At 64.3% G+C, this 23,112-nt stretch carries 20 protein-coding genes; 4 read left to right on the top strand and 16 right to left on the bottom strand.

Features of this window, described 5'->3' with window-relative positions; translation table 11 throughout:
• Window positions 1-249 precede the first annotated feature (249 nt).
• The 5 genes from AC1TPF_RS08555 to AC1TPF_RS08535 form a co-directional block, all read right to left on the bottom strand.
• Window positions 250-1,638 (bottom strand): NtaA/DmoA family FMN-dependent monooxygenase, encoded by a 1,389-nt coding sequence (locus AC1TPF_RS08555; protein ID WP_482135547.1) that lies wholly within the window; start codon window positions 1,636-1,638, stop codon window positions 250-252.
• Window positions 1,635-2,276 carry a cysteine hydrolase family protein gene (locus AC1TPF_RS08550; RefSeq protein ID WP_482143502.1) on the bottom strand — a complete coding sequence of 214 codons (642 nt, stop codon included), beginning with the start codon at window positions 2,274-2,276 and terminating at the stop codon, window positions 1,635-1,637. Before AC1TPF_RS08550 ends, AC1TPF_RS08555 begins: the two co-directional genes overlap by 4 nt.
• Complete coding sequence (locus tag AC1TPF_RS08545; RefSeq protein ID WP_482135549.1) at window positions 2,273-3,328, bottom strand: LLM class flavin-dependent oxidoreductase; 1,056 nt, start codon at window positions 3,326-3,328, stop codon at window positions 2,273-2,275. Before AC1TPF_RS08545 ends, AC1TPF_RS08550 begins: the two co-directional genes overlap by 4 nt.
• Window positions 3,329-3,429: 101 nt before the next feature.
• Window positions 3,430-5,622 carry a cytochrome P450/oxidoreductase gene (locus tag AC1TPF_RS08540; RefSeq protein ID WP_482143501.1) on the bottom strand — a complete coding sequence of 731 codons (2,193 nt, stop codon included), beginning with the start codon at window positions 5,620-5,622 and terminating at the stop codon, window positions 3,430-3,432.
• 70 nt (window positions 5,623-5,692) lie between these two features.
• Window positions 5,693-7,144, bottom strand: a complete 1,452-nt coding sequence (locus tag AC1TPF_RS08535; protein ID WP_482143499.1) for an aldehyde dehydrogenase family protein — start codon at window positions 7,142-7,144, stop codon at window positions 5,693-5,695.
• A 58-nt stretch (window positions 7,145-7,202) separates the two neighbouring features.
• On the opposite strand from AC1TPF_RS08535, the gene AC1TPF_RS08530 reads away from it, so the two are divergent.
• Complete coding sequence (locus tag AC1TPF_RS08530; RefSeq protein WP_482143497.1) at window positions 7,203-8,318, top strand: NAD(P)-dependent alcohol dehydrogenase; 1,116 nt, start codon at window positions 7,203-7,205, stop codon at window positions 8,316-8,318.
• A gap of 82 nt (window positions 8,319-8,400) precedes the next feature.
• Here AC1TPF_RS08530 and AC1TPF_RS08525 read toward each other — a convergent pair whose 3' ends face one another.
• The 4 genes from AC1TPF_RS08525 to AC1TPF_RS08510 form a co-directional block, all read right to left on the bottom strand.
• Window positions 8,401-9,483, bottom strand: a complete 1,083-nt coding sequence (locus AC1TPF_RS08525; protein WP_482143495.1) for a TauD/TfdA family dioxygenase — start codon at window positions 9,481-9,483, stop codon at window positions 8,401-8,403.
• A 172-nt stretch (window positions 9,484-9,655) separates the two neighbouring features.
• A complete protein-coding gene (locus AC1TPF_RS08520) occupies window positions 9,656-10,705 on the bottom strand; it encodes a phosphotransferase (RefSeq protein WP_482143493.1) in 1,050 nt (349 codons plus the stop codon).
• Between the two features lie 5 nt (window positions 10,706-10,710).
• On the bottom strand, window positions 10,711-11,805 hold the full coding sequence (locus tag AC1TPF_RS08515; RefSeq protein ID WP_482135555.1) for a TIGR03857 family LLM class F420-dependent oxidoreductase: 1,095 nt from the start codon (window positions 11,803-11,805) through the stop codon (window positions 10,711-10,713).
• A 125-nt stretch (window positions 11,806-11,930) separates the two neighbouring features.
• Complete coding sequence (locus AC1TPF_RS08510) at window positions 11,931-12,791, bottom strand: LLM class F420-dependent oxidoreductase (protein ID WP_482135556.1); 861 nt, start codon at window positions 12,789-12,791, stop codon at window positions 11,931-11,933.
• Window positions 12,792-13,051: 260 nt separating this feature from the next.
• Between AC1TPF_RS08510 and AC1TPF_RS08505 the strand changes: the two genes are divergently transcribed.
• The gene (locus AC1TPF_RS08505; RefSeq protein WP_482143491.1) at window positions 13,052-14,335 is read left to right on the top strand and encodes a lipase family protein; all 1,284 of its coding nucleotides are present in this window, start codon (window positions 13,052-13,054) and stop codon (window positions 14,333-14,335) included.
• Here the strand turns inward: AC1TPF_RS08505 and AC1TPF_RS08500 are convergent.
• Window positions 14,328-14,780 (bottom strand): winged helix-turn-helix transcriptional regulator, encoded by a 453-nt coding sequence (locus AC1TPF_RS08500; protein ID WP_482135558.1) that lies wholly within the window; start codon window positions 14,778-14,780, stop codon window positions 14,328-14,330. The two genes, AC1TPF_RS08505 and AC1TPF_RS08500, sit on opposite strands and share 8 nt — an antisense overlap.
• A 131-nt stretch (window positions 14,781-14,911) precedes the next feature.
• Here AC1TPF_RS08500 and AC1TPF_RS08495 point away from each other — a divergent pair, with 131 nt between their 5' ends.
• Entirely contained in the window at window positions 14,912-15,787 is an 876-nt protein-coding gene (locus AC1TPF_RS08495) for an aldo/keto reductase family oxidoreductase (protein WP_482143490.1), read from the top strand.
• Between the two features lie 30 nt (window positions 15,788-15,817).
• Here AC1TPF_RS08495 and AC1TPF_RS08490 read toward each other — a convergent pair whose 3' ends face one another.
• The 4 genes from AC1TPF_RS08490 to AC1TPF_RS08475 form a co-directional block, all read right to left on the bottom strand.
• Entirely contained in the window at window positions 15,818-16,966 is a 1,149-nt protein-coding gene (locus AC1TPF_RS08490) for a prenyltransferase (protein WP_482143488.1), read from the bottom strand.
• 3 nt (window positions 16,967-16,969) lie between these two features.
• Window positions 16,970-17,719, bottom strand: a complete 750-nt coding sequence (locus AC1TPF_RS08485; RefSeq protein ID WP_482143487.1) for a class I SAM-dependent methyltransferase — start codon at window positions 17,717-17,719, stop codon at window positions 16,970-16,972.
• A 9-nt stretch (window positions 17,720-17,728) separates the two neighbouring features.
• Window positions 17,729-18,991: a glycosyltransferase family 4 protein gene (locus AC1TPF_RS08480; protein ID WP_482143485.1), complete on the bottom strand. Its 1,263-nt coding sequence runs from the start codon at window positions 18,989-18,991 to the stop codon at window positions 17,729-17,731.
• Window positions 18,992-19,111: 120 nt separating this feature from the next.
• The gene (locus AC1TPF_RS08475; protein WP_482143483.1) at window positions 19,112-20,830 is read right to left on the bottom strand and encodes an FAD-dependent oxidoreductase; all 1,719 of its coding nucleotides are present in this window, start codon (window positions 20,828-20,830) and stop codon (window positions 19,112-19,114) included.
• A gap of 281 nt (window positions 20,831-21,111) precedes the next feature.
• Between AC1TPF_RS08475 and AC1TPF_RS08470 the strand changes: the two genes are divergently transcribed.
• Complete coding sequence (locus AC1TPF_RS08470) at window positions 21,112-21,921, top strand: acyl-[acyl-carrier-protein] thioesterase (RefSeq protein WP_482143482.1); 810 nt, start codon at window positions 21,112-21,114, stop codon at window positions 21,919-21,921.
• An 18-nt stretch (window positions 21,922-21,939) separates the two neighbouring features.
• Here the strand turns inward: AC1TPF_RS08470 and AC1TPF_RS08465 are convergent, their stop codons facing one another.
• Window positions 21,940-22,530, bottom strand: coding sequence for a DUF3558 domain-containing protein (locus tag AC1TPF_RS08465; RefSeq protein WP_482135565.1), 591 nt, complete (start codon window positions 22,528-22,530; stop codon window positions 21,940-21,942).
• Window positions 22,527-23,090 (bottom strand): DUF3558 domain-containing protein, encoded by a 564-nt coding sequence (locus AC1TPF_RS08460; RefSeq protein ID WP_482137248.1) that lies wholly within the window; start codon window positions 23,088-23,090, stop codon window positions 22,527-22,529. The genes AC1TPF_RS08465 and AC1TPF_RS08460 overlap by 4 nt, the downstream gene beginning before the upstream one ends.
• Between the last annotated feature and the right edge of the window lie 22 nt (window positions 23,091-23,112).

Genomic DNA, 23,112 nt, shown 5'->3' with positions numbered 1-23,112 from the left:
GAGTTTGTCCTTTGACTCAATACGGGATGGCGTACCGCTTTATGAGATGGTTTCCGGTTTTCGTGGCCGTGTCAATCGGCAGCGGACGCCTACCGAAAGACGAAACACAGTATTAAGAGACGTAATGCATCAGTAACGAAAGACACTGCTAACAGGCAGGATCTGGCACATTTGGGCCAGAATCCAAAGAAGAGGCCACCCATTGAACTGGCAATGGGCGGCCTCTTCGATTTCGGCGAGAAGTGTCGCCTATACCGAGACGCTGTTCTCGGATTCCCCCAACAGATTGGCGCCGAGCAGGTTGGCACGCAACGTCGTTCCCGGGTAGTCGGGCGGACGAAGTCCGCGCGAGCGCAACTCAGGAACGAGATGGTCGACCACGTCGTTGACGGCCCCAGGTGTCCGAAGCGGATTAGAGATCATGAAACCACCGAGTGAACCCGTCGCCTCGAATTGGCCCTCCATCTCGTCGGCGACGTCAGCGGCTGTTCCGGCGATGGTCTGGTCGTACCCGGTGGAGTATCGCCAGCCCTCATCGAAGAATTCCTTTCTGCTGAGTCGGGTTTGGGCACCATGGTCGGAAATCAGCCGATCCACGAAGCCCGACTGTGTGCCCTGCGCGTCGACGATCGATTGCCGCAATTCGCCGAGTACGAAGGAGGCAGGCAATACCGAGAAGTCATAGCCGGTGTTGTAGGAGAGATAGGCTCCGACGCCTTCCATGGGAAGCATCCCGAGCAGCTCTTCACGCCGGGCGATCGCCTCGCTTCTGCTCGCACCGAGTACCACTTGGATGGCCCACAGGATGCCCACCGACGCCGGCTCCCGCCCGGCCTTGTCCAGAGCTTTGTCCAACTCCGATCTGTGTCGCCGCTGGGAGTCGAGGTGTCCGCCCGAGCCGAAGACCACGTCGGCGAACGCAGCGGATGCCGCGATCCCCCTGGGCGATGAACCGGCCTGTACCAGAACAGGTCTGCGCTGGGGACTGGGCACACTCGGAAGTGGACCCCGCACCTTGAAGTGTTTGCCGTCGTGGTCGAGGCGGTGGACCTTGGTCGGGTCGGCGAACACCCGGGTCTGGTGATCGCGCACGATCGCTGCCGGTTCGACCGAGTCCCACAAGCGCTGACAGACGTCGACGAACTCTTCCATCCGTTCATACCGGGTGCCGTGATCCATCAACGTGTCGAAACCATAGTTCGCCGCATCCGACGTCCGGGCAGAGGCCACCACGTTGAACGCCATCCGCCCGCCGGTCACGTGATCGAGTGAATTGAGCAGCCGCGCTACGTAAAACGGATGCATGTACGTCGAGGAGTACGTCAGTCCGAAGCCGATCCGCGATGTCGCCTGGCCGAGTGCGGCGATGATCGGCGACATGTCATGGCGGGGCCACGAGATCCCCCATCGGATCGCGGCGTCGGCCGAACCTTCCCACGTATCCGGGATCCCGACCCCGTCGCCGAAGAACAGCATGTCGATGCCGCCGCGTTCGGCGGTCCTGGCCAATTCCGTGAACATACCGACGTCGGGATAGTCGGAGCCGACCCAGGAACCCGGAACCGCCCAGCGACCCTCCGTGTGGGTGAACGACAGATCGAAGGCCAATGCCATCTGCGCCGATTCGTTCACGTTCACCGCGATCCCGCAGCGACGTGTGTCGACAGCGCATCCACAGCGTCGGCTGTGGAGATCTTCTTCGCCGCATGCAAGGTCAGTGCGGTGACCGCGCCCTCATGTGTCGACAGCTCGTAACTGGCCGTTGCATCCTCGGCCAGAACGACGTGGTATCCGAGTTGCGCGGCATCGAAAACCGTTGCCAAAACGCAGCATTCGGTTGTCACTCCGGCAACCAGCAGCCACTGCACTCCGGCTTCACTCAACCGGGCGTGCAGGTCCGTCTCGAAGAATGAGCTATATCGCCGCTTGGCGATATGCCATTCCCCTGGCGCCGGGCGCAGCGAGTAGATGTCGGTGCCCGATGTCCCGGCGACACAGGGTTCGGCCGGACCGGGCCAATCCTCCGGTTCGATGTCGCGTAGCCACAACGATGCCGCCCAGGGCTTCTCACGATCCTGCACCAAGGACACCCAGATCACCTGCAAGCCCGCGGTCCTGGCCGCCTCGACGAGCGCACCGGTTCGCTCGACGGCTGCCGCGACCGCCGCGCGACCCTCGTCGCCAACCCAGTCGAGGACCGCCGGATCAGCGAAGGAGTTCTGCACGTCGATCACGAGCAGTGCGCCGTCGGCAATCGGCCCGGGTAGCGCGCTCACGAGGTCACCACCGTGGACAGCGCGGGAAGAACAGCCTCGGCGAACGCGTTCATGTCGGGCACGTAGTCCGGGAAGATCAACATCAGGCCGTCGAGTTCGGCGTAGTCGACCATCTCGTGGATCTTCTCGGTGACCGTCGACGCCGAACCCTTGATGACCTCGGTCTGAAAGCCGCTCTGCTCCAGTGCCTTCGCCCCCGGTGCGTCGTTCTTGTCGACCGGCATGCCATAAGCGATCGCCATGTTGCGCAGAGCTTCTTGATCCGCGCCCGCACCGTACACATCGAACCTGCGTTGAGCGTCCGCGTCCGTATCACCCATCACGATCGTCGCCATCGCGTAGGTGCGTAGACTCCGTCCCTGGTCCACCGCGGCCGCCTTCGCTTCCCTGCTCACCTTTCGCAGGCCGTCGAGCTCATGCGCCGACAGAAACGATGCGTCGCAATACTTCGCCTGGAATTCCAGACCGGCCGGTGATCGTCCTGCCGAGATGAGCGTCGGTGTTGCAGGCGGGTGCGGCCGCGACGAGCAGGCATTCATGTCAAAGAACTCGCCGTGGTGGGTCACCTCGTCCTGGCTCCACAACGCCAGCAGAACCTGAACCCATTCTTCCGAATAGCGGTAGCGCGCCGCATGATCGAGCTCTTCGGGCCACATACCCATCTGGGCGAACTCTTCAGAGAACGAGCCGACCACGATGTTCATGCCGCAACGCCCGCCGCTGATCTGGTCGAGTGTTGTGAACATCTTCGCGACGATCGCCGGGTTGAACAAGATGGTGTGCACTGTCGACCAGATCTTGACCCGCTCTGTCGCCTCGGCCAGGCCCGACATCATCGTCATCGACTCGAGGGTTCTGCCCCAATGATCGGTCCGGCCACCGTATCCGCGCCATTTTCCCTGCGACATGATGAAGTCGAAACCGAGCTGGTCTGCCGCCACAGCGATTTCGCGATTGTAATCGTAAGTGGCCTCGATGGGCGGCGCGGTGTCGGAGACGATCCAACCGCCGTTGCTGATGGGTAGGAATATGCCGTATTCGTGTTTATTCACGCTCTTTTAGACTTTCTTCACTGAAGTATGGAGGGGACCTTCGTCTCTGCGGCACCGAACGATGCATGCCTGCCGAATATCTCTTACCTGCTGTGAGGAACTCACAAATCCAGGATCAAATCCTCGCCGCACGCCCGCCCGACGCAGACCATCATCGATCGGTTCGCGGTCCGTTCTTCTTCCGTCAACACCGAATCCCGGTGCAATGGCTTGCCGGCGAGTACCCGCGTCTCGCAGGCGCCGCAATACCCTTCCTCGCAGTCGCGCGAGATGCCAGGAACCGCCTCGGATATGGCGTCGAGCAGCGTTCGGCCGACAGGTACGGTCAGGGTTGTCCCACTGCGCGCCAGGGTCACCGCAAACTCCCGGTCCGGGACGCTCGGCGCCGTGCCGAGCGAGTTCTCCGGAACCGTGCCGAAGTGTTCTCTCCGGAATCTCTTCGACGAACCCGCGCCGCGGGCGGCATTCTCGACTGCTGCGGTCATCGAATACGGACCGCAGCAATAGATCAGTGCATCATCGCCGATCGCGCTCACCCATGACGCGATGTCCGGGCGGAGACTTTCGGCCGTGTCCACGATCGTCAGGGACTCGCCGAGCAGCTCGCGCAATTCGTCGACGTAGGCCATCGAAGCACGGCCGCGGCCGCAGTAGAGCATCGTGACCCGGGCCTGCTGCGCCAGCGCATCTTTCACCATCGGCAGTATCGGGGTCACACCGATGCCACCGGCGATGAAGAGATACTCCGGCGCGTCCTGGAGCCGGAACTTGTTGCGCGGAGGTTCGATGTTCAAGGTTGATCCGGCACCGAGTCGCTGATGGATCTCGGCGGAGCCACCCCGCCCGGATTCCTCCAGCAGCACCGCGATTCGGTAGCTGCGCAGGTCCTGCGGGTCACCACACAGCGAGTAATGTCTGCGCGTACTCGATGGCAGGGTCACCGGGAGGTGTGCACCGGGTGTCCACTCCGGTAGTCGCTGCTCCGCGGGATGCCGCAGTGTCAACTCGACGACCCCGTCGGCGACCTGGCGGACGGATTCCACCCGAACGGTTCCGAGTGCGAATGTGGTGGACGGATCGACCGGGCCGGGTGTGAAGGTGGCAGGCACCCGATCCCAGCCCGCCTGATTCCCGAGCGTCGGGTACGGCACCACCGCGTTCTCGTCGATCACGTAATCGGGCAGCCGGGTCAGGACCTGCGTGATCATCTCGGTGAACATCGCCCGCGCCAAATGCGCTCCCGGACAACGGTGGCTGCCGATTCCGAATGACAGGTGCCTGCGCGCATCGCGGTCGAGCCGCACCGACTCGGGCTCGTCGAAGACCTCTGGATCGTGGTTGGCCGCCACCCAGGGCAGCAGCACCCTCTGGCCTGCCTGCACCGGGCAACCACCGACGGTGGTGTCGGTGACCGCGGTCCTGGCCATCGCCTGCGAGGGTGCAAAGACCCGGAGAAACTCCTCTGTCGCGTTCTCCAGGGTCTCCGGTTGCGAGATCAGGCGATCACGCTCAGCGGGATTCCTGGCCAACCAGACCAGCGTCGATCCGGTCAGCGACGTAGTGGTGTCCACCCCTCCGGCGACCAGCAGGTAGGTCACCGAGACCAATTCGTCGTCGGTGAACGGCCGTCCTTCGGGGTGGACGGCCTGTACCAGTGTGGTCAGGACATCCGCGGCCGGTTCCGCTCGCCGCGCGGCGAGCAATTCGCGCACCCGTTGCTCGAGGTAACCCAGTCCGGCGACCCCACGCATGCTGCGCTCGCTGCCTGCCGGAGCCGCGAAGATGTCGTGGACGGGACCGGCGAGCAGCGGGAAGTCCTCCTCGGGAAATCCCACCCAGGTCAGGGTGACCGCCGTCGGCAGCGGATTCGTGAGATCGGTGACGAGGTCACAAGAACCCGACTCGATGAACCGGTCGATGACGCGAGTCGTCAGCTCGGCGATCATCGGCTTCAGTGCATGCACCGCGTCCGGGGTGAGAAGCGGATTGATCAGGTCTCGGTACGGCTGCGACGCCGGTGGATCGAGTTCGATGGGGTACTGCACCAGGCCGCCGCCCCGGGGTATGACAAACGAGACCCCGTCACCGGGATTCTGGCGCTCCGAGGAGTAATCCTCATCGTCCCGGGCGATCGCCGCGATGTCGGACCACCGCGTGGTGTACCAGTAGCCCTCGTGTGCGTCCGTCCACCCGACCGGGCAGCCGGATCGCCGATCACGGTAGTACGCAACGGGATCGGAGTTGCACTCGTCGGAGTGGTGGTCGAATGACATGTTGCCAAGCTGTGCGGTCATGATATTGACTTTCAGGCATCGAATCTCATGCGCGGTGTTTCCCGGCCGCGCCACCGGGGTTCGCCTCGGGTCAGGCCGGTAGTAGCCGGATCGCCACGCCCTTTTCCTGGGTGTACTCGCGCATTGCGCGATAGCCCCCGCCGCTGCTGAAGCCGCTGTCCTTGCTCATGTTGAACGGGAATCCGATGACCCCGGAATCGGCGAACTGGTTCACCGACACCTGACCGGCCTGCACGGACGCCGCCATCCGCAGTGCGCGGGAGACATCGCCGGTCCAGATCGATGCCAGCAGACCGAAATCCGTGTCATTGGCGATCGACAGCGCCTCGGCATCGGTGGAGAAGGTCTGCAGCGCGAGTACCGGCCCGAAGACCTCCTCGCGAATGATCCGCGAGGACGACTCGGCGTTGTCGATCACCGTCGGTTCGATGAACCAGCCGGTGTCCCCGACTCCTGTCGGCCTGCCGCCACCGGTGAGAATCTTCCCGCCCTCGTCCGGCGCAGCGTCGAGAAATCCCTGAACCCGTTCGTACTGAACGCGGTTGACCAGCGGACCCATGTCGAGGTTTGCCTCCCAGTCACCGACCCGCACGCCCCGCATCAGCTCGACGACCCGCTCGCGCACCTCGCCGACGATCTCGGCGCTGACCACCAATCGCGAACCGGCATAACAGTTCTGGCCCGCATTTTCGGTGATCGAGCCGACGATGGCAGGCAGCGCGACATCCAGATCGGCGTCGGCGAACACGATGTTGGGTGATTTGCCGCCCAATTCGAGCTTCACCGGTGTCAACGACTCCGCAGCGGCGTGCATGACCGCGCGACCTGTCGCCGTCGACCCGACAAACGAGATGTGGTCGATACCGCGATGCGCGGTGAGTGCGGCACCGGCGTCGGAAAGTCCGGTGACCACGTTGAACACACCGGCAGGGAGGCCGGCCTGCGCAGCAAGCGCCGCCATGGCCAGGATGACCCGCGGGGCCTCTTCGGAGGGCTTGAGTACGACGGTGTTACCCGCGGCGAGTGCAGGCGCAACATTGGCAGCGGCCAGCACTGCCGGCACGTTCCACGGTGTGATGACCGCGCACACCCCCAGCGGCTGCAGCAGGGTGTAGCCGTGGAAGTCGGGCGTGCGAGTCGGCAGCGTGGCACCGGTGAGTTTGTCTGCCGCACCGGCGAAATAGTTGACGATCGAGGTCGCGATGGCGATGTTCATCGAACCACCCCACAGCGGCTTGCCGACGTCGCGGGATTCGAGTGCGGCCAGCGTGTCCGCGTTTTCTTCCAGTGCACGTGCCCATCTCGCCAGAGCGGCACCACGATCAGAGGCCGAGGTCGCCGCCCATGCGGGTGCGGCCTCGCGCGCCGCGGCAACGGCCACATCGACCGTCGAGGCGTCTCCACGCGCCACAGTGAAGTAGGCGGCTTCTGTCGAGGGGTCGATCAGCTCGATTGGGTTGCCGCCGCCCGGAACCCAGCCACCGGCGATGAAATGAGAAGCTTCGGGTACTTCGATTACCATAAGCAAATAGTCGCAGCTTGATCGCGCAAGTCAAGACGGCATCTCTTATTCTAAGACAATGAAACCTGATGTTTACGCCGTCACCGCCGCTGTGGTCCGCCACGAGGGCGGCCCCTTCGAACTAGAAGAACTCGTCCTGGAAGGTCCCGCAGAAGGAGAAGTACTCGTCCGGGTGTCGAGTTCGGGCATCTGCGGCACCGACCTCGAGTTTGCCACGATGATGAGTACTCCGGTGGTCCTCGGACACGAGGGTGCCGGAATCGTCGAGGCCCTCGGCGCCGGTGTCACCGATCTCGCCGTTGGCGACAAGGTCACGATGACGTTCGCGCGATGCGACACGTGCAAGCCTTGCCGATCCGGCGCTCCGGCTTACTGCGAGCAATTCTGGACCCACAACTTCATCGGTTCCCGACCGGACGGCACAAAGGCGTTGTCCTACAGCGGCAGCGCGTACCCGCACTCGCCTGTCGGTGGGCACTTCCTGGGACAGTCGTCCTTCGCCACCCGAGTGGTCGCCCGCCGGAGCAGCGTCGTCCGGGTCCCCGACCACACCGACCTCCACACCTCCGGACCCTTCGGATGCGGATTCCAGACCGGCGCCGGGGCCGTGATGAATGTGTTGCGCCCCCAGCCCGATTCGACCATCGCCGTGTTCGGGGTCGGCGGCGTCGGAGCGGCAGCGGTGATGGCCGCAGCCATCGAGAAGTGTGGGGCGATCGTGGCCGTTGACGTCAGTGACGCGAAGCTCGCTCAGGCCGCCCGCATCGGCGCCACGCACACGGTCCGCAGCGACGACCCGGACCTGCTGACGATCCTGGACGAGATCGCACCGGGCGGTTTCGACTACACGGTCGAGGCCACCGGTCGTGCCGATGTCGTCCGCAACGCGGTGTCGGCATTGGCGCCGCTCGGTCGATGCGGCGTTGTCGGCGTCGGCGCCAGTGCCGAGATGTCGTTCGAATGGCGCTCAATCCTCGCAGGCCGCAGCGTGACCGGCATCACCGCAGGCAACAGCGTTCCGGAGACATTCCTGCCACGACTCCTCGAGCTCCACCACGACGGGCTCTTTCCGGTCGACCAACTGATGACCAAGTTCGCGTTCGCCGACATCGACAAGGCCATCGACGCGGTCCGACAGGGTTCCGTCGGCAAGGCCGTGCTCATCATGGAGTGACCCCCTGCAAACACAAGGGCGCCCACCCGGAGAAGAATCCGTGTGGGCGCCCCGAGTGTTCAGAACTCAGATCTCAGCGCGGTCATGCACCCCAATCAAGATCAGGGACAACCGCTTCGGCGATGTGCTTCACCCGGCTCGCAACCGCGGAATCGGCATCGCCACGCGCCTCATCTCTTCCCTGCACGACGTTCTTACCGAAACCCTCGACCATCGGGCGACCGACATCGCGCTTGAGCCACAGGCGAAGCAGATGACGTCGACGTTCCGGTTCGGGGTGGTCCTCGAACGAGGTACGCGAATGCAGCGCAGCGTAATTGAGCAGCCACTGCACGTCGCCGGGCTGAAAGTCCATGTCGATGGCCAGACCCGGTTCCTGCGCGATCTCGTCATACAGTTCGAGGAGTTCGATCTGGGCAGGCGTCAACCGCGGCACCTCCGGGTAGTCCTGCGCCGTGAAGATGATCGAACTGCCCGCGTACGTGGAGAAGATACCGTCGACGTAGCTCGCAATCGGGCTCACGTAGAACTTTGCCGGAGCGTCGTGATCCTGCCGGTACCAGTCGAAGTACCAGTCCTCGAACAGCAATGGAGCCAGATCCGGCCTGCGCGCGAGGATCTCGTTGTAGATCGTGGTGCCACTGACCAGGCTGCTCGCGCCGCCCGACTTCGAACCGCGCAGACACATCAACGCAACAACGTCCGAGCTGTCGGAATGGAAGGGCAGCCGGTCCCGCACGCGCGACGGTAGCGCGGATGGATCCGACCACATCTTGTTCGAGGTCGCGATCACGTGGTCGATCAGATCGCCGACCTCGTTCTGCTTCATCGGCACCCCGAGATGCAGACCCATCACGAAAAAGATCGCCCCGGCGACCGCGTCGCCATACTCATCGGTACGCAGACCCCGCACGAGAACGAACCCTCGACCCGAGTCCATCGCAGCGGCGAAGACCTCGATCGCCTTGGCGCATAACGGCAACGGATACTGCTCGGCTCTCACGGTCCGGAGATCTGGATCGTCGGAGACGAACGCACGGCCGACTTCTTCGAGCTCGGTCCGCTCGGCGTCGGAGAGCCGGTAGATCCATTCATCGGTCTTCATGAGCTCGTCGCCGCGCCAGGCACTCGGGCCGGTGATCGGCTCCAGTATTCGAGTTGTCATCTGTAATCCTTCAGATTGATGTCAGCTTGAGCGGCGATCACACGACATTGCGGAACGCCATCTCGCACTATGCGATAGTGCCAAGCTGCTGAAGGGCTGTCAATCGGGCATTACAGCGTTAACCGTGGCGTTCCTCGGTGGTAACACGCCGAGTTCGCCGATGACGCTTGGATCAGTGCGTAGAGCGCGCCAGCGCCAGGGTGCCCAGATCTCGAATCGCCGCACACGATCGCGCCACCATCGCCGCGAACATGGCGTCGCCACGATCGGTCCGGGTGCCGTAGGCACATCCGAAAACGGAGATCAGCGGACCCTGGATCATGGCGAATCGATAGTCATCCCAACAATCGTCGGCGCTGTAGTCCGCCACGCCGTAACCGCTCAGCGCTCGGCGGTAGTCGTCGACAAGCCCGGATTCGTGCTCACGCCGGAGATCCGGCGACAGGCTGGTTCCGATGAAATAGGCGAGATCGCGCGCGGGCAGGGCCAGACTCAGGGTCTGCCAGTCGATGGCGGTGACGCCCTGACCGCCACCGGGCGGGAAGAGCAGGTTGTCGAGCCGGTAGTCGCCATGGACCAGCGCGAACCGCTCGGCGCGGCCCAGGGCCCAACCTTGCGCCACCTCAACACAACCCCAGAGCGTCTCCTGGTCATCATCGGAGATCAGGTCTCCGAGTGCGTCGATGAAGATCTCGGTCGCCGGACCGTACATCTCTGCAAGCAGCTTCGCATTGTCGGGGCTGTTGACCGAGAGTCCGTCGATGTCGAGGAGTGTGGGATCACACCACCGCGGCCCATGGAGCCCCGCGAGATTGATCACCGCATCCCGGGCCTGCGCAACCGAGCATCCGGCGAGTTGATCACCCTGCTGCGACGGGCTCATGTCCTCGAGCAACAGGGTGAAATCGGCGCCACTGTCAGAGATCGCCGCGTAGTAACAGTGCGGACTCTTGACGACGACGGTCGATGCGATGTCGGTGTAGAAGCGGGCTTCGGACCGGTACACCCCGGACAGCATCTCCCGGGTCGCCGGGTCGGTGGCAGGCAACTTGGCAAGAAGTCGCTGCGGCACAGCCGTTCCGGTCAGTTCCAACCGGTAACAGGTCCCGATCTGGCCGGTCCCGACCGGTACAGCCGTGACGGTATCCACGGTCGCTCCGAGCGCAGCCGAGAGCCATCGGGCCGTCAGCTCATCAGGTGAGGTGACGATGGGCGCGGTCACATGTGTCATGGTGCAACCCGTCCGGGGTTCGCGGGAAGGTGGTCGAAACGGCCGGCAGGCCGCACGCGGCGCCAGGCATCGATGACCGGGATGAGTTCTGTGGGTGTCGCACCGTGCATGATGACTCCGTCCGCACCACAATCGAATTGGTCCGCGATCCGGGCTGCGCACGCCTTGGCACTACCTGTCGCCGATGCGGCAAGCCAGTGGTCGGGAAGCAATTCGGCCACCCGGTTCAGATCGTCGACCGTTCCGATCGCATCAAAGGCACCTGCGAAGTTCTGCACGAACTCGTCATTGCGGAACCGGTCGAGGTCTGCCTGATCCCAGCCGTTCATCTGGACCAGGACCTGGCCATAGCCCTGCAGGTAGGTAGCCATCCGTCCGACGAGTTTTCGGAGGCGTAGCTCCTCTGGAATCGAATCCTCGATCGTCGCCAGTACCGACCAGATCCGCACCGAGGCCGGGTCTCGCCCTGCTTCGGTAGCAGCCTTCCGGATCGTCTGCACCGCATTGTGCAGCGTTTCATCACTGAAAAAGGTGTGCAGCACAACACCATCGGCGATCCGCCCGGCAAGCTTGAGTGTCTTCTCACCGATGGCCACCATCATGATCGGGATGTCTTCATCGAACGACGCATCCTGCATGAGGAATGGATATTTGCCCGCAGGCCCGTCGTGACCTGCCACCGCACCACCGGACCAGAGCGTCCGGTAGATACCGACCACATCCTCCAACTGCGCCGAGGTCACCCGCGGCAGACCCATGACATCGAAGAGCATGTCGAAGCCGCGCCCGAGACCCAGCGCATAGCGCCCCCCGGTCAGCCGATGCAGGGTCGTGGCCATGGTTGCCGTGACCAGCGGATGACGGGTGTTGTGATTGGTTGCCGCCGAGGCGATTCCGATCCGCTGACTGACCGCGCCTGCCGCACCGGCCATCACTGCGGCATCCTTGGTGTTGAACCGCTCGGACAGGAAGATCGACCCGATGCCCAGGCGTTCGGCGAGCTCGACCTCACCGAGTAGATCGCGCGGGCTGTTCGCATGCCCGGCGAGTCCATAACAACCGAGTTCCGGAAAATCGACGTGAGCATCCATCTGCAGCATCCTTGGTGTTGAGTGAATTCCCCTGGGCTACGGCTACTTTGGCATGCTCGACGGCAATACGGGCACGTTCGGCGGTATTGAGGGCACGGTCGGCGGTCTTGACAGCCGGTCGACAGTCAGACGCCGACCGGGCGCAGGCCCAGCTTGCCTGCGAGCTTCGCCAGATAGGCACCGGCCTTCTCGGCGTTGTCGTCGGGCACGCCGTACAGAACCGTGGTGACGCCCAGTTCGCGCCACTGGTCGAGCTTCTCGGCGACCGGCTTGAAGTCGAGCACCACGATCTGCGGCGCACCCTCGCGCCCGGCGTCAGCCCAGATCTGCTGCAGCAGCCTCACCGAACCCTCGATGTCCTGCTCCCCCGGCGTGGTGATCCAACCGTCCGCACTACGGGCGATCCACTTGAAATTCTTTTCGTTGCCCGAGGCCCCGACCAGTACCGGCGGGCCGGGCTGCTGGACGGTCTTGGGCCAGGCCCACGAGGGCCCGAAGTTGACGAACTCCCCGCTGTACTCGGCTTCCTCTTGCGACCAGAGCGCCCGCATGGCCTCGATGTACTCGCGCAACATGGTCCGGCGACGCTTCGGCGGAACGTGATGATCGCCGAGTTCGTCCAGGTTCCAACCGAATCCGACGCCGAGGGTCACCCGACCGCCGGACAGGTGGTCCAGTGTTGCGATGCTCTTGGCGAGTGTCAGCGGATCGGATTGCACCGGAAGCGCAACTGCGGTGCCGAGCCGGACCCGCGAGGTCACCGCGGCAGCACCACTGAGGGAAACCCAGGGATCGAGCGTGCGCATGTAACGGTCGTCGGGCAGCGACGAGTCACCGGTCTGCGGATGGGCCGCGTCCCGCCGGGTGGGGATGTGACTGTGTTCGGGGACGAAGTACGCATCGAATCCCGCCTCCTCGATGAGCGGAGCGAGCACCGACGGCGCAAGGCCCCGATCGCTCGTGAACTGGACGATCCCGAAGTCCATGGTTGCAGCCTTTCCGCAAAAGAATCCGACATTCCGAAGCAATATGGACTGGTGACTGGACACCAGTCCGGCGAACCTCAGAAATATAACACGTTCCAGATTCGCCAGACCGGCGTTCACCCAACCCGAAAACAACAATTAGCGACGCGTAAGACATCCTTGTGCTCGCCACCACACACACTTCTGATAGCGTCCCGACTCACATAAGTTACTGGCGGGTAATACCGTCGGCGGAACGCCAACGGGGGCGATGAATGCGGATGTCACGGTTGATATCGACGATTGCGATTGCGGGATTGGTGCAGGTCGCTGGGGTGATCGCAGTGGCGCAGGCCGAACCTGACACCTTTGGTGGCTTCTACACGCCGCCTGCAGATATCAGCGCCGACGCCGGGACCGTGTTGAAAACCCAGTCGATGCCGTTGTACGCCTCGATACCCGGCCGCAGCGGTTCGTGGCCGGGCGAAGGACAGCGGATCATGTACACCTCCGCACTCCAGGACGGCACCGCCACCGCCGTCACCGGCAGCTTCGTCGAACCCGCGGTCCCGTGGCGGGGTGAAGGTGACCGGCCGACGATCGTCATCGGCCCGGGAACCGTCGGCCAGGGCGACCAATGCGCGCCCTCCCGCAACTTCTCCACCGCACTGCGCGTGAGCGACGATCCACTCTCCGCATCGATCAACTACGAGGTGATCGCCGCCGACCGCTGGCTGGCCGAAGGAGCCCGGGTCTTCATGACCGACTACATCGGGCTCGGTACCCCCGGCACCCATACCTACGTCAACCGCGCCGAGGAAGCACACGCGATGCTCGACGGCGCGCGGGCGGCACTGTCGCTCGGCGACGACGCTGACGCGCCCATCGCCTTCTGGGGTTACTCGCAGGGCGGTGGCGCTGCGGCCGCAGCAGCAGAACTCCAGCCCACCTACGCACCGGAACTCAACGTCAAGGGCACGTTCGCCGGCGCACCACCCGCCGACCTTCTCGACGTCCTGCCCGCAATCGACGACAACCTCATCGCCGGAGCGATCGGCTACGCGTTGAACGGCTTCGTCGAGCGTCATCCGGTGCTGGCGGACCTGGTCGACAACAAGTTCACGGACGCCGGAAAAGCTGTCCTGAAGCGGATCTCCACCGAGTGCATCGGCGACAGCATCCTGTCCCACCCGTTCATGTCGACAACATCGCTGACGAAGGACGGACGGTCAATGCTGGACAACGTGAGGGACAGCCCCACCGCGCTCGCGGTGATCGAGGACCAGGAGATCGGCAAACTCACCCCGACCGCACCGGTCCTGGTGACCAACGGCCTCAACGACGACGTCATCCCGTACGCGCAGGCCCGACGGCTGGCACAGAACTGGTGCGACCAGGGCGCAACGGTGGAGTTCCGCAGCAACGGGATCCCGCCGATCCTGTCTGGCACCGCGGCCAATCACGCACTGCCGATGATCACCGACGGTGTACTGCCCGGCGGTGGCGTCGACTACCTCCTCGATCGCTTCGCCGGAAAGCCCCTGTCTGGCTGCCAGTTCAACTGATCGAGTACGCGGCGATCGGGCCGTCGGCCGTGCGGGCATCGTGTGCTGCGCGGTTCTGGTCCACCTCGTCCATGTGCGTCTCGGCCCAGTTCTTCAGGCCGCTCATCAGGTGACGCAGTGACAGACCGAGATCGGTGAGTTCGTAGGAGACCGTGACGGGGACGGTGGCGGTGACGGTACGCGTGATGAAGCCGTCCCGCTCCAGCGAACGCAGTGTCTGCGTGAGCATCTTCTGACTGACGCCTGCAAGCGCCCGGGACAGTTCCGAAAAGCGCATCGGACGGGGTTCGTCGGCTTGGTATCCGCCGCCGAGCGCGCACAGGATCAGGGTGACCCATTTGTCGGACAGCCGATCGAGCAGTTTGCGGCTCGGACAGACATCCAGGAATGCGTCGTATTCGGTCTTGGCCTGAGCGCGCTTATCGGCCGCCGTTGTCGTGCTCATCGTCTGCTCCCTCACCTACGGGTGACAAAGGCACTCGAAAGTGCCCACTTCCCAATAGGAAGTTACAGGACGATTGTGAAGTGAGGCGCCACGAGGCACCAACGCGCGATCGACACGAAAGACACATCCACATGAGCACACTCTCCGCAACACTGCCCGGTGGCACCTGGGCGCTGGGCGATCTGACCGTCACCCGCTTCGGCTACGGCGCAATGCAACTCGCGGGCCCCTGGGTCATGGGCCCGCCCGCCGATCCCGACGGCGCGATCGCCGTCCTGCGCGAGGCCGTCGACCTGGGCATCACCCACATCGACACCAGCGACGTCTACGGGCCTCGCATCACCAACCAGCTGATCCGCGAAGCACTGCATCCCTACCCGGACTCGCTGCACGTCATGACGAAAGTCGGTGCGCAGCGCGACGATCAGGGTGGCTGGCCGACGGCACGAGAGCCGGATCAGCTGCGTCGTCAGGTCGAGGAGAACCTCGAATCGCTCGGACTGCAGACCCTGGATCTGGTGAACCTACGACTCGGCACCGCCGATGGGACGGCGGCGGACCCGGTCGATGAAGCGTTCACGACGCTCGTCGACCTCCAGCGGCAGGGCCTCATCCGTCACCTCGGCCTGAGCAACGTCACCCCCGAACAGGTTGCCGAAGCACAGGACATCGCACCGATCGTGTGCGTGCAGAACATGTACAACCTCGCCCACCGCCGGGACGACGAGCTGATCGACCGGCTCGCCGCGCAGCGCATCGCCTACGTGCCGTTCTTCCCGCTCGGCGGGTTCAGCCCACTCCAGTCCTCGGCGCTCTCCTCCGTGGCCACCCGGCTCGGCGCGAGTCCGATGTCGGTTGCCCTGGCCTGGCTGCTGGACAGATCACCGAACATCCTGCTGATTCCCGGCACGTCGTCGATCGCGCACCTCCGCGAGAACATCGCAGGCGCCGGGCTCACACTGTCCGATGACGATCTCGCCGAGCTGGACACTATCGGGCGCGAATGACCGCACCGCGCCGCGGATAGCCGAACCCGGTCACGCAGTGGCGCAACCACATCCGTCCGAACCGGTGACCCGGATACGAGCCGCCACCTGATCGGCGTCCCGGAAGATGCCGTTGCCTGCGGTGGTGCGACTGAGCGCATCTGCAGCGAGCACCACCGCAGCCGACGTCCAGCAACTCTTCTCGACCGGCCAGCGCTTGCCGTCGGCGAACACCAGCCCGGTCCAGTACGAGCCGTCGGGGTCGCGTAGATGCTGCATGTCACCGAGCAGCAGCGTGGCATCGGCGGTGTCGCCCAACGCATCCAGGGCCAGCACCAGTTCACAGGTCTCGGCGCCGGTCACCCACGGCCGGTGATCCACGCATCGGATGCCCAGGTCGGTGACCACGAAATCGTGCCACCGTGCGGCGATCAGTTCTTGTCCGGCGCGACCACGGATCGCGCCGCCGAGCACCGGGTAGTACCAGTCCATCGAGTATTCGGGCTTGGGTTCGAACAGTTCCGGATGACTACGCAGCGCGTGACCCAGGGCCAGCAGTGCGGTTTCCCAATCACCGACCGGCCTGCCCAACTCGTTGCCGATCAGGATCGCGCACCCCAGCCCCTGATGAATGCTGGCGTTCCCGGTGATCAGCGCGCTGTGGTACATCCCCTCGTGGGCACCGGTCTGCGGCGGTAAGGGATGGGTTGCGCCCCAATAGAACTCCCCGCCCGGTGCCTGGAACTCGGCAACCAGGTCGATCGCCGACGACACCGTCGGCCACATCTTCTCCAGGAATCGGATGTCCCCGGTGATCAGGTAGTGATGCCAGACACCGACGGCGATGTACGCGCAGAAGTTGCTGTCGGTGTTGGCGTCGGTCACCTCCCCCACCACCAACCGGATCGGCCATGAACCGTCTTCGCGCTGCAGCCGCCGGGACCACTCGTAGGCCGCCTCCGCCTCCGCGATCAATCCGGTGGCGGACAACGCCATTGCCGACTCGATATGGTCCCACGGGTCGGTCTGTCCACCCGGGAACCACGGCAACGCGCCGGTCGGCTCTTGCATCGCCGCGATGGCCCGGCCGGTCGCCAGCCACTCGTCGACCGTGAGGATCCCGGCGAGGTTCGGCAGGTCGAGGTTGTTCGGCAGTTCAACAGTGTTCGGCGCGTCCGTCAGGTTCGGCAGGTCGGCCATGGATCAGGCCGACCCGGGGCCGGAGGCGGAGCTCGACCCAATTGCGGGCTTCTGCAGATACAAGATCACGCTCTTGCCGATCACCGGGTTGAGGATCTGCTCGCCAACCCGCGTCAGTTTCGGCGCGCTCATCATGTCCCACACCAGCAGCTTGTGGTAGGCCTTCACCAGCGGGTTGTCGTTCTTCTCCACGCCCACTGCACATTTGAGCCACCAATATGGCGCATGCAGTGCGTGCGCATGTCCCGTTCCGGTCACCTCGAGTCCGGCATTGCGCAATTTGGCTGCCAGTTCGGACGCCTTGTAGATCCGGATGTGCCCACCCTCGTTGGCGTGATACTCGTCCGAGAAAGCCCAGCAGACCTTTTCCGGCCAGTACCGCGGGACCGTCACCGCAGCCAGCCCCCCGGGCTTCAGGATGCGCGCCATCTCCGCGATGGCGTCGGTGTCGTCCGGGATGTGTTCGAGGATCTCCGACATCAGGACCACATCGAACTCACCGTCGGCGTACGGAAGTCGCAGTGCGTCACCGACTTCGGCGCGGGCCTTGGACGAGGCCGGAACCTGCCCCTCCGCGATCATCGCGTCGAACATCTCCGCGACCGCGGCCATGTCGCTTTCCGATTGATCGAATGCGATCACGTCGGCACCACGCCGGAACATCTCGAACGAGTGCCGTCCCTGCCCGGCCCCGATGTCGATCGCCTTGCACCCCGCGCCAACTCCGAGTCGATCAAAATCAACGGTTAACAACTCTGCCCCCTAGTGCCCGAACGTTTCTGATTGATTGAACTCGTCGATCGCGAGCTGGTAGTTCTGTGCGGTCTTGGCGGCGACGGCCGACCAGCTGTACCGGTCCTCGACCCGGGCGCGACCACCTGCGCCGAGTCGATCCCGCAACTCCTTGTCACCGAGCAGCGACCCCAGAGCCGTTGCCAATGCACCCGAATCCATCGGTGGCACCAACAGCGCCGCTTCCTGCGCCTCCCCGACGACCTCGGGGATGGCACCGGCGCGCGTTGCCACCAACGGTGTCCCGCAGCTCATCGCCTCGACCGCGGGCAACGAGAAGCCCTCGTAGAGTGACGGCACACAGGCGACTTCGGCCGAGGCCAGCAACGCCGCGAGCTCGTCGTCGTCCAGGCCCGAGACGACCTCGACCGAATCTCGGATCGAGAGCTCGTCGATCCGGGTGTCAGACGGTCCGCCGGGCACCAACTTCGACACCAGCTTGAGCTCCACATTCCGTTCGGCGCGCAACTTCGCCACCGCTTCGAGCAGATACGACACACCCTTGAGTGGGGCGTCCGCGCTGGCGACACACACGATGCGGCCCGGCACCCGCTGCGCCCCTGGCCGGAATTGTTCGGTGTCGACGCCGAGCGGGATCGTTGTCAGGCGACCTTCGGGGATGCCGAAGGCCTTGCGGATGTCGACCTCGCTGCTGCGCGACACCGTCAGCAGGCGCGGTATCCGACGGGCCACCCGGCCCTGCATGGCCAGGAAGCCGTGCCAGCGTCGCGCGGTGATCTTGCGCCACCCCTTCGCCGCCTTCACCGCGAGTTCCCGGTCCCGCGTGATCGGGTGGTGGATGGTCGCCAGGACCGGTAACCCGTCGCGCTCGATCTGCAACAGTCCGTAGCCCAGGCATTGGTTGTCGTGGACGACGTCGAAATCTTCGGTCCGGTTCCGCAGGAGCCGCGCGGCGCGCAGGCTGAACGTCAGTGGCTCCGGGAATCCCGCGGTCCACATCGTCAGTACCTCGAGGGCGTCGATCCAGCTCTTGATCTCCCACGGCCACGGCGTCCGGAACGGATTCTCGTCGTTGTAGAGATCCAGGCTGGGCACCTTCGTGAGCGTGACACCCGCGGCGATCGCCTTGTCGTCCAGATCGGGATACGGCTGGCCGGAGAACACCTCGACCTGATGTCCCAGCAGCGCCAGTTCCCGCGACAGGTGACGCACGTACACGCCCTGTCCACCACAATGAGGCTTACTTCGGTAAGACAGCAGTGCTACGCGCATTGTGACCTTTCGTACCGGGCCTGGTGGCCGTAACCGTATCCGTCCAGAACGTGCCTTGCTGGTTCGGCAGAACACTGCCGAGGCCGGCCGGATTCACCCGGCCGGCCCCATTTCGGGTGCCTAGGCCTTGGCGGCAGCCTCCATGGCCTCGATGCTGACGAGCTTGATCCGCCGTCGTCCCGCCGCTTTGCCCGCGGTGCGTTCGGCGAGATCGATCTTCTTCCAGCCGGCGCCATCGATCCGGTCGGCGCCGCGCTCCGCGATGAGAGCGGGGATCTCCTCACGCGACTTCACCGGGTCGGAGAGCTTGCCCTCCGTGAAGTCCGCGATGACCGCGAGTGCGGTCTCCTGACCACACAACCGGTTCATGCCGATACCGCCGGTGGCCCCGCGCTTGATCCAGCCGGTGACGTACACGCCCTCGAGCCGTTCACCGCCGGGTGTCTCGAGCACACGCCCTCCGGTGTTGGGCACCACGCCCTGACCACCGTCGAACGGCACACCCTGCAAAGGCAGACCGGTGTAACCGATCGCCCGCATCACCACGCCGGCAGGCAGATCGAACTCTTCACCCGTCGGCCTGATCGCAACCCGGCTCGATGCCGGCCGTGGTGAATCGCCGGAGTTGTCCGCGGACTCATCCGGGGCGTTCATGAACTCGTTGCGAGCACAACGGACCGTTTCGACGCCCTCACCCGAACCCTTGATCGCCAGCGGCGACACCAGGAAGCGGAACACCACCCGCTTGTTGCCCTCGGTGGGCACGCGCGCGGCGAACTCCTCGGCGATCCGCACCTTGGTGGCGATCGTCGAGTCGAGGGTCCCGGCGTCTCGCGCGGCCTGGTTCGCCGCATCGAGCACGAGCTCTTCGGGGTCGACGATCACGTCGACACCGGGGATGTCGCCCATCGCGAGGAACTCCGAGTTGGTGTACGCGCCCTGGGCCACACCGCGCCTGCCGAGCAGGACGACCTCCGAGACATTGCTGCTCCGCAGCTTCTCGAGGGCGTGATCGGCGATGTCGGTCTTGGCGAGCTTGTCTGGGCTGTCCAGCAGGATCCTGGCCACGTCGAGGGCGACGTTGCCGTTGCCGACCACGACCACACGCTGCGCCGACAGGTCGAAGTCTTTGTCGGTGTAATCGGGGTGCCCGTTGTACCAAGCAACGAAATCGGTCGCGGCAATGCTGCCGGACAGATCCTCACCGTCGATACCCAGGTGCTTGTCGGTCGACGCACCATGGGCGTAGATGACGGCGCCGTAGTGGTCGGTCAGGTCACCGTGGTCGAGGTGCTTGCCGACCTCGACATTCAGGAAGTACTCGAACGTCCGCTTGGCAGCGGTGGACGCGAACGTCTTCTCCACGCCCTTGGTCGACGGATGATCCGGAGCGACACCGGCCCGCACCAGGCCGTACGGGGTCGGGAGGCGGTCGAACATGTCGACGCGGATCGAGCTGTGCCGAACCAGTTCCTCGGCCGCATAGAAGGCAGCGGGCCCGGCGCCGACGATCGCAACGTGGAGTTCTTTGTCAGCAGGTAGCGGCGGCTTCTTGCGCGGTGCGACCAGACCACCCGACACGTCGTGGTCGGTGTAGTAGTCCGCGTTGATCTGGAGGTAACGCTCCTGGCCTTCGTCGAGCGCATCGTCCGGGAAGATCGCTTCCACCGGGCACTCGTCGATGCATGCACCACAGTCGATGCATGTATCCGGATCGATGTACAACATCTCCGCGCTGGCGAACTCCGGCTCATCCGGCGTCGGGTGAATGCAGTTCACCGGACATACGCTGATGCAACTGGCATCGTTGCAACAAGGCTGCGTGATCACGTGTGCCATACGGCCCCTACCTCGACTACTCTCTTCGTTCCAAAAATGGAACCTGTTCCAATTTTTACCCTGAATTTGCCCGGCGTCCAACTACCAGGCCGCGACGAGGAGTTATGGCTGAGTCCCCGCGGCCGAGTAGACGTGTCGGAGGTCATCATTCGACACTTTTTGTTACGCCGGTCCCACAAAGGTAATGCCACCCGCCCGATTACGAGAAGCCCATATGCTGCGATCCTGGTGCGGACCTTCGCGACACCCGCTTGCCACCGCGGAAAACGAGAGGACCCGATATGCCGGATTCGCCGATCGACGCCGCACTGCACCCCCTCGAGCTGCCAGATCTCAAGGAAGGCGCCCGCCACTTCGAATCGAACTACCGGGTCCGCACGGGTGACGTCGACCAGTACATGCGCCTGCGATTCGACGGACTGACCCGCTACCTCCAGGACATCGCCAACGACAACCTCGAGGCGACCGACTTCCACACCACCGATCCGTTCTGGATCGTCCGTCGCACGGTGATCGACGTGATCCGCCCGATCTCCTGGCCTGCAGAGGTGAAACTCGAGCGCTGGTGCGGCGCGCTGTCGACCCGCTGGACCAACATGCGGGTCCGGGTGACCTCGACCCACGAGACCAATCGGTTCAACCCGGAGCCTCGCGAAGACGGACTCATCGAGACCGAGGCGTTCTGGATCAACGTCAACGATCAGGGTCTGCCCTCACGGCTGACCGACGAGGCGTTCGAATTGCTGAGCCGGTCGACCGACGAACATCGACTGCGTTGGAAGACGATGAACACCGCCACCGCGCCCGAGCCGTCTGAGGCCGACCGCCCGCATGTTCTCCGGGCCACCGACTTCGATCCGTTCAAGCATCTGAACAACGCCGCATACTTCGCCGTTGTCGAAGATGAAGTCCTCGACCACGAGGACCTCGTCAAGGGCCCACATCGCGTCGTCATCGAATACCTGCGCGCGATCCAACCCGGAGCAACGGTGACGATCCGGCGCCGGCGTGAGGCCGATCAGCTCCAGATGTGGATGATCGACGGCGACAAGGTGGCAGCGACCGTCACCATCACCAAACGCCCCGTCTGATCTATCGTTCGAGGCCCGTCACTGTCCGCCGCCGAGCAGTATCTCCATCAGCTTGGTCGGTGCCGCGCAGGGATCTCCGATCGGTGTCGTGCTGCGCGGTTCGACGAACCAGGTGTAGATCCCGCCGCCGGGCGCCCTGGCGGTGATCCCACACGACGCCGGACGGGCCGGGTTGACCTGTGTGAAGGCCGTGACGCTGGCGACCTTGACGTTCTCGGTGGTGTAGCCGAGTTGTTTGGCCGTCGACTTCTCGACCTCGATGTCGCCCCACTCGAACCAGTTGAACGTGACCTCGGTGACGACCGGGCCGTTGACCGTCCATCGGCAGATCGCACCATAGAAGCCCGGTTCGGCGACCGTGCCGCCGACCGCGTTCGCGATGGATTCCGGGGCGATGATCTCGCACTCGTAGAGCAGGCGTTTGTAGTCGTCGGTGTCGACGTTTCCGTCGGCGGTGCCGCTACCTCCACCGATCGCGGTGGCATCCCCGTCGACCGCCCGGGTACAGCCCGCCAGCAGGGCGACAGTGGCCAGCACGGCCAGCAGGGCCGGCCCGGCGACACGGCGACGAACCCCGCTGGGGCGGCCCGTCTTTCGGCGGCCCGTCATTTGGCGTTCTCGACGGATTGGGTGGCAAGCGTTTTGGCCACTTCGCAGATCTCGGCACGGCTCGGGTAGGCCTGACCCGGTGAGGCCAGGCCGTAGGTGACCGACCACTCGAAGAAATCGGCGCCGAAGTCGATACCGATCTCGCAGATACCCTCACTCGAGCCGATGAAGCCGGTGTGGCCGTCGATCGTGATGTCCTCGACCACGTCTCGGGAGAGCTGGATGGTGGCGCGTTCGCGGCCGATCGGGCTGCCGCGGTACCAGTTGAACGACAACTGCGGACCGAGTTGATCCTGCGCGGTGACCCATTCGCAGACCGATGGATTGTTGATCGTGTTCGTCAGGCCACCGATCTTGGAGACCGCAGTGACGTCCTCGGTGGTGACGCCACCACATTCACCGAAGAACGGACCCTCCCCGGCCTTGCCGCTGGGTGCGTCCGCCTTGGTTGTCCGGTCGGTGTCGGCGGAGCTGTCATCGGAGCAACCCACCACCATGAGCATCGCCGCGAACGCCGCCGCCATCACCGCCCCGATCCGATTCTTGCGCGCCGAGGTCATCACAGATTGCAGTGTAGAGAAG

The sequence above is a fragment of the Williamsia sp. Y853 genome (assembly GCF_056786495.1).
This window is presented reverse-complemented; position numbering and strand designations above follow the sequence as displayed.